The 13643-nt window shown below is 54.4% G+C and carries 9 protein-coding genes; 1 reads left to right on the forward strand and 8 read right to left on the reverse strand.

Annotated elements, in window-relative coordinates; genetic code table 11:
- Positions 1-67 precede the first annotated feature (67 nt).
- A complete protein-coding gene (locus tag AC3G2T_RS05010) occupies positions 68-2689 on the reverse strand; it encodes an adenosylcobalamin-dependent ribonucleoside-diphosphate reductase (RefSeq protein ID WP_474679828.1) in 2622 nt (873 codons plus the stop codon).
- 1044 nt (positions 2690-3733) lie between these two features.
- Between AC3G2T_RS05010 and AC3G2T_RS05015 the strand changes: the two genes are divergently transcribed.
- Positions 3734-4234, forward strand: a complete 501-nt coding sequence (locus AC3G2T_RS05015) for a hypothetical protein (protein WP_474679316.1) — start codon at positions 3734-3736, stop codon at positions 4232-4234.
- Here AC3G2T_RS05015 and AC3G2T_RS05020 read toward each other — a convergent pair.
- The 7 genes from AC3G2T_RS05020 to AC3G2T_RS05050 all read right to left on the reverse strand — a co-directional run bounded on the left by AC3G2T_RS05020 (position 4225) and on the right by AC3G2T_RS05050 (position 13543).
- The gene (locus tag AC3G2T_RS05020; RefSeq protein ID WP_488434748.1) at positions 4225-6483 is read right to left on the reverse strand and encodes a glycoside hydrolase family 88/105 protein; all 2259 of its coding nucleotides are present in this window, start codon (positions 6481-6483) and stop codon (positions 4225-4227) included. The two genes, AC3G2T_RS05015 and AC3G2T_RS05020, sit on opposite strands and share 10 nt — an antisense overlap.
- 132 nt (positions 6484-6615) lie before the next feature.
- Positions 6616-8355 carry a hypothetical protein gene (locus AC3G2T_RS05025; protein ID WP_488434749.1) on the reverse strand — a complete coding sequence of 580 codons (1740 nt, stop codon included), beginning with the start codon at positions 8353-8355 and terminating at the stop codon, positions 6616-6618.
- 20 nt (positions 8356-8375) lie between these two features.
- Positions 8376-9044 carry a hypothetical protein gene (locus AC3G2T_RS05030; protein WP_474679319.1) on the reverse strand — a complete coding sequence of 223 codons (669 nt, stop codon included), beginning with the start codon at positions 9042-9044 and terminating at the stop codon, positions 8376-8378.
- Positions 9044-10015, reverse strand: coding sequence for a sugar phosphate isomerase/epimerase family protein (locus AC3G2T_RS05035; protein WP_488434750.1), 972 nt, complete (start codon positions 10013-10015; stop codon positions 9044-9046). Before AC3G2T_RS05035 ends, AC3G2T_RS05030 begins: the two co-directional genes overlap by 1 nt.
- Positions 10016-10025: 10 nt before the next feature.
- A complete protein-coding gene (locus tag AC3G2T_RS05040) occupies positions 10026-10898 on the reverse strand; it encodes a carbohydrate ABC transporter permease (protein WP_474679321.1) in 873 nt (290 codons plus the stop codon).
- A gap of 27 nt (positions 10899-10925) precedes the next feature.
- Entirely contained in the window at positions 10926-11810 is an 885-nt protein-coding gene (locus tag AC3G2T_RS05045; protein WP_488434960.1) for an ABC transporter permease, read from the reverse strand.
- Between the two features lie 113 nt (positions 11811-11923).
- Positions 11924-13543, reverse strand: coding sequence for an extracellular solute-binding protein (locus AC3G2T_RS05050; RefSeq protein ID WP_488434751.1), 1620 nt, complete (start codon positions 13541-13543; stop codon positions 11924-11926).
- Between the last annotated feature and the right edge of the window lie 100 nt (positions 13544-13643).

A 13643-nucleotide genomic window follows, 5' to 3' on the forward strand; every position in this document is an offset into this window, starting at 1 on the left:
AAAACCAGAGCAGCTCTGGAATTTCACACAGCTGAAAAAAAGCCAGGGGCATCGCCCTGGCTTTCTTTTATGAACATCTGCTGTAGCCGCAGTTGGCGCAGTTCTTGCAGCCTTCGCTGTTGATCAAGGATGCTGAGCCGCAAGATGGGCACAGGTCCTTCGACGCGGACGCGTCCTGAACAGGCGCGCTATGGCTGTGGCCTCCGTCGCTGTAGCTGCTGGCCGCAGCAGGTGCCGGGGCATCCGGCACTTCGCTGGTCGCGGTCACGAAACTCCGCGCATCGTCCGATTCGTTCATCACTTCGTCGTGCTGCTCGAGCGCTTTGGCGACCGCGTCCGCGATCGATTCGACGCGGTTGTTGCCGAAACCGATAGCGCCGGAGCCACCGATGCCTTTGAGATGCTTCACGAGCAGCTTCACTTTATCGCCGTGATCGCCGTACCGCAGGAACAACGAGCACACGCGGCCCAGCGCCTCGGACATGGCGAATACGTCGGAGCCTGCCTTGCCTACGTTCAGGAAGATTTCGCTTGGCGTGCCGTTCATATCGTTAATCGTAATATACGCCATGCCGAAAGGCGTGTTGACTTTATACGTGGCGCCGCGCAATACTTGCGGACGGCGTTTGTATTGTTTATCGAAAACCTGCTCCGTTTTCGCGTCTACATTGACGGCGAGCTGACTCGAAATGTCGGCGAATGTTTCGGCTTCCTGCTCTTTCGGCGATTTTTCCGCCGGCGCCGCAGCTTCTTCCTTCTTCTCAGCGCTGGTGCTGAGCACCTGCACGTCGCGGCTGCCGTCGCGATAGATGGTTACGCCTTTGCATCCGAGATCGAATGCCAATTCGTACAGCCTTTTCGTTTCTTCCACCGTAAAATCGGACGGGCAGTTGGCGGTTTTGGAGATCGAACTATCCACCCATTTTTGAATAGCGGCTTGGGCACGAATATGGTCTTCCGCGGTCAGCGACATCGCGGTGACGAAGTAATCCGGCAAGTCCTGATCTGGATGCTGATCTTTCCACTCCTGTGCGATCGGCACATACTGTTTATCGAAGCCAAGACGGCTTTGACGGTAATACTCGAAAGCGAAGTAAGGTTCGATTCCCGTGGAAGTGCCTACCATCGTTCCCGTACTGCCGGTAGGAGCCTGGGTAATGACCGTTACGTTGCGCATGCCTTTCTTTTGAATAGCGGCTCCGACTTCGGGATATACCTGAGTCATGTTTTTCATAAAGCCGCTTTGCAAAAACTTCTCAGCATGGAACTGTTTGAAGGAGCCTTTTTCGCCTGCAATTTCCGCTGACGCCAGATACGCTTCTTTGGCCATGAAGCCGTAGATCTTGTCCAGGAATTGCAGCGACTCCGGGCTGCCGTAACGGATTTTCAGCTTAATCATCAGCTCTGCCAGCCCCATGGTTCCTAAGCCCACGCGACGCTCGCCCTGCTGATTGAGCCGGTTTTCTTCGAAATGATACGGCGTTTTGTCAATAACGTTGTCAAGGAAGCGCGTCGAATAACGAACGACTGTAGCCAGGTCTTCCCAATCCACATCATGCTTGTCGGCATCGTAAAACTTGGAAAGATTAATGGCCGACAAGTTGCATACGCCCCACGCCGGCAGCCCCTGCTCGCCGCACGGATTCGTGCAGATGATCGGGTTGAAGTACCAACTGTTGGACATTTGGTTGTAATATTCCATGAACACAACGCCGGGCTCCGCCGATTTCCACGCCGATTCGATAATCGTATGCCATACGTCGCGGGCCCGCACGGTGCGGTAATGCTTAACTTCTTTGCCGAGCTTTTTCCAGGCGTCGAGATTGCCGTCCCACTTGTCGTTATATTCAGGATCAGTCGTATCCGGGAACACAAGTTCCCACTCCAGATCTTCTTTCACAGCTTTCATAAAACCGTTGCTGACGCAAACGGACAAGTTCGCGTTCGTAATCTGTCCCATCGTGGATTTCACGGTAATAAAATCCTCCAGGTCCGGGTGCCAGTCGTTGATCATCAGCATAAGCGCGCCGCGGCGGCTTCCGCCCTGTTCGATCAGCCCTGTCGTATAGCTGAACAATCCGCCCCACGAAACCGCGCCGCTGGAAGAACCGTTAACGCCTTTGACAACGGAACGCCGCGGGCGCAAGGAGGACAGATTGATGCCAACGCCGCCGCCGCGGGACATAATCTCGGTCATTTCGCTCAATGTGCTCATAATTCCGCCGCGGCTGTCTTGCGGGGAAGGGATGACGTAGCAGTTAAACAGCGTCAGCTCGTCGCTGGCATCGGCACCGGCCGCAATCCGGCCGCCCGGAACAAGCTTCCAATCGTCGAGAATGTACCGGAACTTCTCTGTCCATTCTTTCTTTTTCTCCGGGGTCGTCTCTACGGAAGCCATCGCTCCCGCCAGCCTGTCCCACATTTCTTCGGGAGTTTTTTCTATATTTAAAGTGAGCTTCTCCACCGCGGATTCGACGACTTCGCCGCTGCGTGTCCTCACCTTGACCGTTTTGCCGTCGCGGCTTATGATTTCGCCGACTTCTTTAGCTGGAAATTTGGGATCATCTTTCGTCAGAACAAGCACGGTATCGCCAACCTTGGCCAGGCTGGTATCCGCATTTTTAAGCGCGTACCGGTCCAAAAAGATTTTCTCGCTTAAACCATCCAACTTCTTCCTTGTTTGCATCATTTCCAACAACAACACCCTCCCAATAGGCCTCAAAATTATGCAACAACATAGGTCAAGCATATCTTGATAAAATATGTAGAAGCACAATATATTGTGTGCGAGTTCCATTATACAACACTATATTTTGTGCATCTAATAGGTTTTGGACTAAATTCGGCGATTAGTGCAAGCTTATATTCGTTTTTCGGATTTTTCCTTGCTATTGCTCTCTATCTCAGATTTATTTTATCGCTCAGGATATTAATCGCCGGTCAGTTTTTTGCCGTAAGCGACCTTCCAGGCAGGACGCGGCCCCCCGGCTGTAACCCGAATTTCGGTTCGTTTTTCATAGATCCAGTATACCACAAACCGACAAAAATTAGAACATAGGTTCGTAAGTTTTTCTTTTTTCGTTCGAGTTCTGCAAAGCTAAAGGATGCCCTCCATCGAAGATGAGCGACCGCGTTCAGAAGACAGATTGATTCGCCAATTTGCATGCTTGCTTTTCACGATTCGGCTATGAAAAAAAAGGATCGCCGCCCGGTCGCCTCAATCATTGGTTCGGAGAAAGACCCGGAATCGGAAAGTCGACTGCCCCACAAGGCCTCATATGGGGTTCGCATTCACAATAGGGCCATGCATGCCGGTACCCGTTGGGAAACCAACGGCACTGACAGACCGGAAAGCCCGCGAAAGTCAGATTGCCGAATGTGACGGGGCGAGGGAACTAGAGGGGGCGCGTCACCTGGCAGCATGAGCTGCAGTGCAGCAAAATGGGGCGGTGAGGCGTCTTGGCCGGAAGAAAGTCTGCAAAAGTGCAGGCTGCCCGAGCAAGTCGCGACACTCTACGAGGGCTAGGAGAACGAGTGCGGCTAATTTGGGGACAGCCGCCTTTTCTGGGCTTGCGCCTCTCCAGGTATAGGTCGTGGGACTGCACGACTGGACAAAATCAGCTTGCTAGGAAAAAAACTGCGAAAGTGCAGGCTTTTTCTCCGAAATTCGCTTGTTTTGGCGAAAAACCTGCAAAAGTGCAGGCTTTTTCGCTGAAAGTGAGCATGAGTCTATGTGTTCGGTGAAAAGCCTGCACTTTTGCAGGAATTGTTCGTGGACAGCGATCAAGGACGCAAATTCATGTATTTTTGCAGGTTTTTTCGTGCGGCCAGGCAGATTATGGCTATCTCCTCTAACGTGGGGGTTTTTCAACAGCTTGCGAAAGTGCAGATTTTTTCGCTGGGAGCGGCCCATTTCGGTGAAAAGCCTCCCACAATTGCAGGAATTGTTCGTTTGTCAGCGTATCTGCAGGCAAAAGACCTTTTTATCAGGCTTTCTGCGCGCAACCAGGCAAATTGTGCTGCCGGCTCCGGCGGTCGGGGTTTCCGGCAGAGCAGGTTCTCGCGCTCCCAACCCGCTCACGAACGGCCTGGCCTGTGCCGTCTTTGCATCTTGGGGCGGTTGCAGCGCAAGCAAACCATCCATCACCCTCGCGCTCTCCCCACCCCCATCCCGGCGCAGCAAAAAAAGCCCATTTGCAAACAAGCAAATGGGCTGAACTTTATTCACGCTTGAGCAATATGCTCCCTGACATCCTGCCAAAGCTTCAGCTTCAGCACCTCGGTTCCGGCCAGCATCATGATGCCGATACCATGGTTATCATTGAGGACGGTAAGCAAATCATCCTTGTAGTACTCCGCCGTAAACGAGTACCGCGAGCCGCTGCATACGCCGTGAACGTTGCCTTGGCTGTCGATCGCAAGCCGGCTCAGGCCTTCCCATGCCTTAAACGCGGCTTTCATATACGGCGCCGGGTCGCTGAGCCAGCCGAAACGGACGCCGCGCGCGAAAGCATAGGCAAACATGGCCGTGCACGAGGCCTCCTGATATGCTTCGGGATCGTTCAGCACTTGATGCCACAATCCGTTGTCTCCCTGCAGTTTCATGTAGCCTTCGCACAATTGATTGAAGAACTCGATCAGTGCGGGACGGTCGGGATGCGCTTGCGGCAGCGCCTCCAGCACTTCCGACAGGGAGAAAATCGTCCAGCCGTTTCCCCGTCCCCACGGAATTCCGGTCGCCCGGCCGTATTTAAAATCAAATACGTGAGACATGATTTTTTGCTCGGGCATGTACAAATAGCTTTTGAACAGCAGGAACTGTCTGGCGGCCTCGTCCAAAAACGCCGGGCTTCCCTTAATTGCGGCATATCTCCGCAAGAAAGGCGTGCTCATGTACAAATCGTCCGCCCACATCGTATTTTCCGCATACTCCCCCGGGCATTCCCGGAAAAAGACGCCGTCCTGCTTTCTTTCCAGGCGGTTGGCAATAAAATCGGCGATGACGTCAGCGATCGCAAGAAAGCGGGAATCCTCGCAGTCCGGATAAGCTTCCAGCATGGCCGAGCCGAAAGAACCGCAGTTGTCCAGCATGCGCATCAGCACCAACTGCTGGTTCAGCGCCGGAAATCCGTACTCCTGCCGATCCCAGAGCGAGTATTCGTACATGTCCGTACAAGCGCGAATATGCGAAACCGCATATTCGATGAGGTCCGGGCGATCCAACACCCGGCCCGTCTGCAGCAGTCCGTACATCGTCACGCCCAGCGGGTAATCCCATCGGCCGAAGTTCGTCGCTCCGCTCGTCGTCCATTTATTGCTGAGCATCGCATTCTCATAGAACGGGCGGGGCCGCGCACCGGGGGCGTCCAGCTGCCAATAGACCCGGCCCGCTCCGCCGTTCTCCGTGCCGGACGCTTCGTCCAGCAGCCGCGACATCGTCATAATGCCGGAAGGCTTTCCGGCATCGTTCGCGTCAACGACTCCGGCGTAGAGCCAGGGCTCCGCGTACCCTTGAATGGGGCACGGCTGCACGAAAGCGCATAAAGCGCCGCCCGCAAACAGGCGGAGCGAGAAGCCCCAGCGGTCCGCTCCGCATACGCTTTTGACCAGCACTTGGCGCTTGCCGGAAGGAAGCTCAAGGTCCGTTTGAAAATCTCCGGCCTGCTTGCATACCGCCACCTGCTCGCCGTCGATCCATACCGTCAGAGGCCCTTCGGCACGCCCCTCCAGCCGGCAGGTTTGCCGGCCGCCCGTTCCCGGCACGGCGGCCAAGGTCCAGCCGTAAGCCGCGCCGCCCGGGCGGATGCCGAACAGCCGCTCGCACGGCAGCTTGTCCTGCTCCTCCGGGCTCCAGCCCGTACGGGGCAGCCAGGTCACGCCGCTGCCAATCTCTGACGACAGCAGGTCGGGGAACGCCCCGCCTGCGAATAGGTCTTCATCGCAAGGCTCGGAGAATACCCAGCCTGCCTGGCCTTGGCGCTCCGCGAACGGAGCGAGCACGTTCAGGATGCGTACCTTTGCCTCCTCGGCGCCGATCCGGCAGCCGAAGCCTGCGGGCGTTTTGCGCAGCTGCAAGGCCAGCATGTTCCAGCCTTTGCGGAAATCAAGACTAAGCTTGACTTTCGCATCCGGCTTGATTTCGTCGATCACATTGGAGCGGTACGCCAATTGCCCGTTGAAGTAAAAACGCAGCGGCCCCAGACAGCTGATGCCGATTTCCAGATTCCGCTCGCTCTCGCTCCATACCAGCGCGCAGGCGTACGCATATTGGCCCACTCGGGCGTCAGGCAGCTTGTCGGCCAGATTGATGTCGTACATCCCGTCGGCCGTCTGCAAAATCCCTGTTTTGTAAAAAGCGCGGTACATAAAAGGGGCAGCCGGATTCGCCCCTTTGTAGCGGTCGGCCAGAAGCGTCAAAATAGCCTCGTCCTTGTCACTGAACCTGTAATGCGAGCTGTCCAATTGTTCAAAATATGCTGTCAATCCGCTCATCCTTTCCAAAGGCCTGTTTCGTTTCTCCTCGTGTTCCGGTACGCATGGTCCGATACGCATGTTCCCGCAAGTTCCGGCGTGCTCCGGCACGTTCCGGTACTTAGCCCCACTTCACATGTTCCATTAAAGCAAATGAATCGTAAAAGTTCTGTCAAACGGCGTCAGCAGGTTCACATGAACGTACTTGCAGCCGCCGGGGTGCTGATCCTCGCGCACACCCGGCAGCCAGTGCTCGTAGGCGCCTCCGGTTATTTGTATGGCGTTCCGGCCTGACTTGTACAGACAAGATCCGCTCTGCAGGAAAAACCGGCCGTCGCCCGAAGCGTGCAAACCGTCGCCTTCAAGCGTTCCTTCCTCGCCGAAAATGAAAGTAAGCTGCGTGTACACGTCCTCACGCTCATCCGACTTCACGCGGATCGACCACTCGGCGCCCCGCTGCGTCAGCTCCGCCTGAAGTTTGTGCGTTTGCACATGAGTCATTGGCCTGTGCTGGTGCGGGAGCAAATACCACGGGCTGACCCCTTCCGGCCTGTTCGCTGCCTGGAGATGCGCTGCAGGAATCGGCCCGTTGTAGCCCTTCTCTAGCGTCGCCGCCAGCCGGAACGCCGCCGCATCGCCGTCGCCGAGACGCTCGAATTCGTCGAATTTGACGATGCCCGGCGAAAATGAGGTGGACAGCTTCACGCCGAGCAGCCGGGCCTGGCCGTGCCGCAAAGAGAAGAAAGACGGCGTTCCGGCCATGACCGTTACGCTGTCCTCGCGCTCGCGGATGCGCACGACCGGGCTTCCGAAGGCGAAGTGCATGCTGCTGTGCTGAATTTTGGAATGGTGGCCGACTGCGTCCACCTGTTCCAGATGCTCTTTGAGCGGATGCCGACCGTTAATAATCTGAAAATAACGGTCAGGCAGCGGCGCTCTTTCCAAACCGTCCAGATGGATGTCGGGAAACAGCAAATACCCCAGCATCGCGTTATGATGAGCTGTGGATTCCCCGATAAAGCTTCCCGCATAGTCGGACATCGCCGCGAACAATGGGTCGCGGTCGAGCACCGCCATCAGGCGGTATATGAGAAAATATCCCGACATGTCGGAGGGCTGTCCGAAATCCTGACGGCCGGAATATTCGGTCACCACTTCCCCTGAAGGGTGGACCAGGTACACCATCATGCGCAAATTCCGCCGCACGGGCTCAAGCAGTTCAGGACGGTTCAGCAGTCTTGCCGCATGGTACAGGGCGATGTCGCTTACCGCGTTGTAAATGCCGTTGCTCCGCTCCGTCCACTCTCCGTCCAATGTAATATCCATGCCTTCGGCCAGCCATTCGTCAGCTCTTGCCACAAGCTCGGGCAGGGCAAATATTTCATGCAAAAAAGCGAGCGCCGCGGTTATGACCCAGCGGTGGTTCGGGGTATGACAGCCGCCCGTCAGCATGGCCGGAACCGTTCTTTCCAAAAACAGCTTCAGCTTGTCGGCGACAGGCTGCGTCCCCTCCTGCCGATGCTTTTGCAAAAGCTGATACACCGGAGCCGCGATGCCGACGACAAAAGCGGTATCCGGCGGGGAATTGAAATTGGTAGAACCAAGAGAGATCGTGCCGTCCGCGTGCTGGCGATTCAGCATAAACGCGGCTGCACGATCTATAGCTGTCAAAAGTCCGCTATCCTGGTAGTAAGCGGAATCCGGGTTCAGAAGCGCGGGAACCCATTGGGCCAATACGGCCGCGGTTCCTACGTGGCTTGGCCTGGCAACCCCGCTAACGGGGTCGGTAATGCCTCCGTAGAATCGGCTGTCCGGATCGGTGACCTGCCTTTCCAAACCGGCTGCAGTCCATTTATCGTTGATTTTTACTAAATCCGCATACATCCTATTCACCTCTCAAAATATTAGCTTCCGCTATGCGATTCGCGAATCTCGGCAAGTCTGGCTGCAATCCGCCCGGGAATTTCCTCCAGCAGCTCCGACCAGGGAACGAAAAGCTCCTTGTCCAACCGGTACTCGTTATACGTCAAGGACGGCTTAAACGCACAGGACCGCAAATAAGCTTCGACCAGCTTGTTCGTAGCCTCGTCCGTAGTAACCCGCCCCTCCAAAAAATAAGGGACCGTCAAGCCGTCCGCTCCCGCATCTTCATCCGCAGCCGTGAACAAATGAGGCACGAGCTCGAAAAACTCGGCGACCGGGCTGAACGCATGCTTGCCGGGCTGCGAGTACAGCCGCACGTGCGTCTCGTCCGCCAGATTGCTGCGATCCTTCAACAGCCCTTTCAAATATTTGCCGTGAAAGCTCGCTTCGCAATCGATCACTTCCCCCTCATGCCCGACATAGACCCATACATGCTCAAGCTCATACAAATGCTGGATATCGTAGTCCCAATATATCGCATACTCGATAACCCGCTTCAGACGCGGGTCGCGAAAAGGGAACGATCTTCGAAACGAAGGGGACGCCCCTTCGCGCTCCAGCACCGTCACCCCGACGCGAACCGGGAAGAAGGGCTCCCGGTCGTCAAAGTATATATACGGCGCATAAGTTTGGATCAGCTCGAGATCCATCAGTCGGCCACCTTCCCCTTGCCCGCGCCCCTGCCGCCGGCTATCCGGCTTGTGATTTGCGCATGGCTCTCGTGAATCTCGTCCGGCCGACAAGCGGCCTTCAGTTCGTACACTTTCAAAGGAGCCTGCTCGATCGCGGCCAGAAAATGATCGAAATACGTTTCCTTGCTGTGTACGTAAGGACACCAGTGATCGGACAGCTCCAGCGTTTCATGAATGTGCACGCCGTAAATATAAGGCAGCACCAGCTCCAGCTCGCGCAAATTGTCGTAGAGACCCATACGGTCCATCATCATGGCGTGGCCAATATCGTACCACAGCCTTACAGGGCTGCCCTGCAAATGGTCGCAAATCGCCTTCGCTTCCATAAGCGAAGGCATTTGATAGCAGCGCGAGCGCGTTTCAATGCCGATCTTGATGTCGTACCCTTTTTTCGCGGCATGCTCGCACACTTCTTCCAGACTGTCCTGAATCCGTCTCGTATACTTCGGACTGCCTGCCTCCCGCTGGTCCAACATTTCCCGCCACAGCTTCTGATAAGCCGGGGAATCTTTGCCCTGCTCGCGGTACAGCTTTTTCAGCTCTTCGTCGATGTTGTAGGCAAAAGGCACCTCGCCCGGATGCACGACGACCGCCTTCGCCCCGTACCTGTCGGCGTATTCGATCGATTGAATGAGCAGTTCGATAGAACGCCGCCGCTTGGCTTCATCATCAAATCCGAGCATGACCGAATCCGTATCGTAGTCTTTATCGGCGATATACGGGAACACGTTGTGCACGCTCGATATCGCGATTTCGCCTTTTTCGATCATCGGCTCGATCGTTTTCAGATGCTCCGCCTTAATGTTGTAGTTCAGCTCCACGAAGCGGAAGCCCAATTCCTTGATCTCTTCGATCAGTTCCCGCCCGCCGGACGGATGCTTCTTGATGTTCCAGCAGGTCGAAAATGAATACTCGCCTTTATCCGGCATATGAATCCTCCTAACCTTTGACAGACCCGAGCATAATGCCCGACACAAAATATTTTTGCAGCCACGGATACACGATCAGAATCGGCACCGTAGCGAACATGATGCTCGCCGCTTTCAAGCTCTCCGGCAGCACCTGCACCATCCGCGTGCCTTCCATTTGCAGCTGATCCGTGATCTGGCTGTTCATGATCATCTGGTACAGCTTGAGCTGGAGCGGATACAGCTCCGGGTCCGTGATGTAAAACAGCGTATCCATAAAACCGTTCCAGCGGTTGACCGCGTAGAACAGGCTGAGCGTCGCGATGATCGGCATCGAAAGCGGCAGCATGATGCGGATCAGCGTGCCGAAATGGCTGCTTCCGTCAAGCTCGGCGGATTCCTCCAGACTTTTCGGGATCGACTGGAAGAAAGTGATCAAAATAATCAAATAAAACGGATTGATCATGAGCGGCAAAATGAGCGACCAGGTGGAGTTGAGCAAATGCAGTTCCTTCACCAAAATATACTCCGGAATGATGCCTCCGCTGAAAAACATCGTAAATACGATCAAATACATGAAAAACTTGCGGCCTTTCAGCTCCATTTTGGTCAGCGGGTAGGCGGCTATAATCGTCATCGCCATGCAGATGACCGTAAACAGAACCGTCAAATAGATCGAATAACCGAGCGATTTGAGCATCATCGAGTCCATCAGCACCCGGGTATAAGCTTCAAAATTGATATCGACGGGAAAAATGCTGACTTTGCCGGTCAAAATCGGCGCATTAGAGCTCAGCGAGATGGAAATGATATGCAGGAAGGGCGCCAAGCTAAAGAACAAAAACAAAATCAAAAATGCGATGTTGATCATATCGAACGTACGGCTGGCCGCTTTGGCGTTCATAATTCCACTCCTTTCCGGGACAAGCGTCTACACAATGCCTTGGTCGGTCGTTTTTTTGGAAATATAGTTGGAAGCGAGAATGAAGACTAGGCCGACAACGGCCTGGAAAAATCCGACCGCCGTAGCGACGGAATATTCGCCCGCCTGCATCCCCATCTTATAGACGAAGGTACTGAGCACTTCGGAAAACTCGCGAACCTGGACATTGCCGATGACAAACGGGCGGTCGAAGCCGATCTGCACCATCTCGCCCAGCTTCAAAATGAGCAGCACGACAATGGTCGGCTTGAGGCCCGGCAGCGTAATGTGCCAAATTCGTTTGAGGCGTCCCGCCCCGTCGACTTCCGCCGCTTCGTACAGATCCTTGCTGATGCCTGTCAGCGCCGCCAAATAAATGATCGTGCCCCAGCCTGCGCTTTGCCAAACACCCGTAACCAAATAAGTAAGCAGCCAGTAATATTTATCCGATAAAAACGGAATCGGTCCGATGCCCAGATTGCCCAGCATCAAATTGAGAATGCCCGTATTCGTGCTGAATACTTGGTAGACGATTCCGCCGATAATGATCCAGGATATGAAATGCGGCAAATACAGTATCGTTTGCGAAATCTTTTTAAACCAGGCCGCTCTGAGCTCGTTCAGCATAATGGCAAGCAGAATCGGCGCCGGGAAGGAAACGACGAGATCGAGAAAATTGAGCATGAACGTATTTTTAAGCGCGATGTAAAAATCTTGCATTTTGAACACGGCCCGAAACGAATCGAGCCCGATCCACGGACTTTTCGAAATCCCTTGAAACAGGTTGAAATCTTTAAATGCGATCAAGACTCCGTACATAGGACCATATTTGAAAAGGATAAAAAAAGCGACCGGGAGCAGAAGCATGGCATACAGCTGCCAATATCTGATCATGTACACATTGAACCGTTTCAATCTTTGCACCCTCTTTCGCTCAAATCGGCAAATGTGCGGCTTCATGCATGAAAACCGGTTCAGTCTTCATGCATGAAGCCCGCATCCATCCGTTACTTCTTCATGTTTTTGTAGGCTTCCGTGCGTTCTTTTTGAATCGCTTCTCCGCCGTTGGTCATGTAATCCTTCAGCATGTCGTCATACGTTTTGTCAAAGTCGGCCGGCTTCGCCAGAATCGATTTGACCAGAAGCTGCTCGTATTTGTCGGCCAGCGCCTTGCCGTATTTCGACTCGGCCTCGATCGGATGGTCGAAGCGGAGCGGTGCGATTCCGTCGGCAAGCCCGTTCTTGGACGCTTGAGCCGCATCTTTGCGACGGTCTTCCGGTAACGCCAGCGCCAGCGCTTCGGTGTTTTTATCGGCACTGCCGAAGTCGGTTCCGTTCGTTACGAGGACGTAGTCGCCGAAGTTGTAGAAGTTCTTTTTCGTTTCCTCGTTGTCCAGCGGCACCGGCAAACCGTTAACAGTCGTGTAGTTTTTGCCTTCTACGCCGTAGCTCATCGCGTACATGACGTCTTTTTGCGCCATCCAATCCAGGTATTGCAACGCTTCGGCGGCGTTTTCGCTGGACTTCGGAATAATAACGTTAATACCCGCAGGGATATAAGAAGGCTTGGCATGCTTGCCGTCCGCGTTCGTATACGGATCGATCGGAGTCAGCTTGGCGCCTGGCACCGTTTTTTGCAGCACCGTGTACGTGTCAGGCGGCTGGATTTTGTAGGATTCGCCCGCATCTTCCCCATACATGCCGACTTTTCCGGTGGCAACGTCCTGATACAGTTTCTTTTTATCTTTATCCAATGCGAAATCGGTGCTCATCAAGCCTTCGTTATACAGCTTGTTCAGGAAGCGGACGCCGTCCTTATGTCCGGGCAGCAGAACCGGATAGTCTCCCGAACCGAGCTTTTGCGTCAAGGTGTAGCGCTCTTCGTCCGTCGTGTTTTTGATGAACGTCCAGAGGATCGGCTCATAGGACGAAACCGCCAACGAGAATCCGAGCGGAATCGTTTGGTCGCCTCCAGGCTTTTTCTCCTTGAACGCTTTCAGCGTCTGGTACACCTCGTCCGTCGTTTTCGGAGCCGGGAGTCCGAGCTTGTCGAGCCAATCCTGGCGAATTTCGGAGGAATATTTGCCCAGATAAACGCGCTTGGCCGGGATCGCATATTGCTTGCCGTCAAACGTTCCGTACGCCAGCGTATCTTTGCCGAGATAGCTTTTCAGGTTCGAACCGTATTGGTCGATCAAACTGCCGAGCTCGGTAAGCCCGCCCTGCTGCACATACTTGTACACGACGTTCGAATCGTAAGTGAACACGATATCAGGCGCGTCGCCGCTTGCCATCAGCACGTTCAGCTTCTCCACTTCCTGCGATCTTGGCACAGGCACGTATTCAACCTTAATGTTCGTTTTCTTGGTAAAATTGTCTTCCACGTACTTCGTAATATAGTTGTTTGTGACAGACATGCCTGCCGGGGAATTGCCGCGGTCGAACACCTCGACTTTAATCGTCACCGGTTTCTTTGCAGCGGTTGATGCGCCTGCCGTCTCTTTTGCTGTCTCTTTGGCAGTCGTTTGACCCTCCTTGCCGCTAGTGCATCCGCTCAGAACACTGACCGTCAGAATGGTGCTCAGGACGGTGAATACGGTCCCTTTAAGCGCTTTCTTTTTTACCATAGCCAATCCTCCTCAGTTCTTTCGCTCTTCATTCGCCTGTACCCGAACGGCCGGAGCCGCCGGGCTTGCGGTGAATGTATCTCAGTTATAACGGCACCAT

Source organism: Paenibacillus sp. sgz302191 (assembly GCF_057749925.1).

Bases quoted from the DNA above. Each gene is read 5' to 3' on its own strand.
- AC3G2T_RS05025 (WP_488434749.1), bottom strand. From the start codon at position 8,355: ATGTATGCGGATTTAGTAAAAATCAACGATAAATGGACTGCAGCCGGT.
- AC3G2T_RS05010 (WP_474679828.1), bottom strand. From the start codon at position 2,689: ATGATGCAAACAAGGAAGAAGTTGGATGGTTTAAGCGAGAAAATCTTT.
- AC3G2T_RS05035 (WP_488434750.1), bottom strand. From the start codon at position 10,015: ATGCCGGATAAAGGCGAGTATTCATTTTCGACCTGCTGGAACATCAAG.
- AC3G2T_RS05030 (WP_474679319.1), bottom strand. From the start codon at position 9,044: ATGGATCTCGAGCTGATCCAAACTTATGCGCCGTATATATACTTTGAC.
- AC3G2T_RS05045 (WP_488434960.1), bottom strand. From the start codon at position 11,810: ATGATCAGATATTGGCAGCTGTATGCCATGCTTCTGCTCCCGGTCGCT.
- AC3G2T_RS05040 (WP_474679321.1), bottom strand. From the start codon at position 10,898: ATGAACGCCAAAGCGGCCAGCCGTACGTTCGATATGATCAACATCGCA.
- AC3G2T_RS05050 (WP_488434751.1), bottom strand. From the start codon at position 13,543: ATGGTAAAAAAGAAAGCGCTTAAAGGGACCGTATTCACCGTCCTGAGC.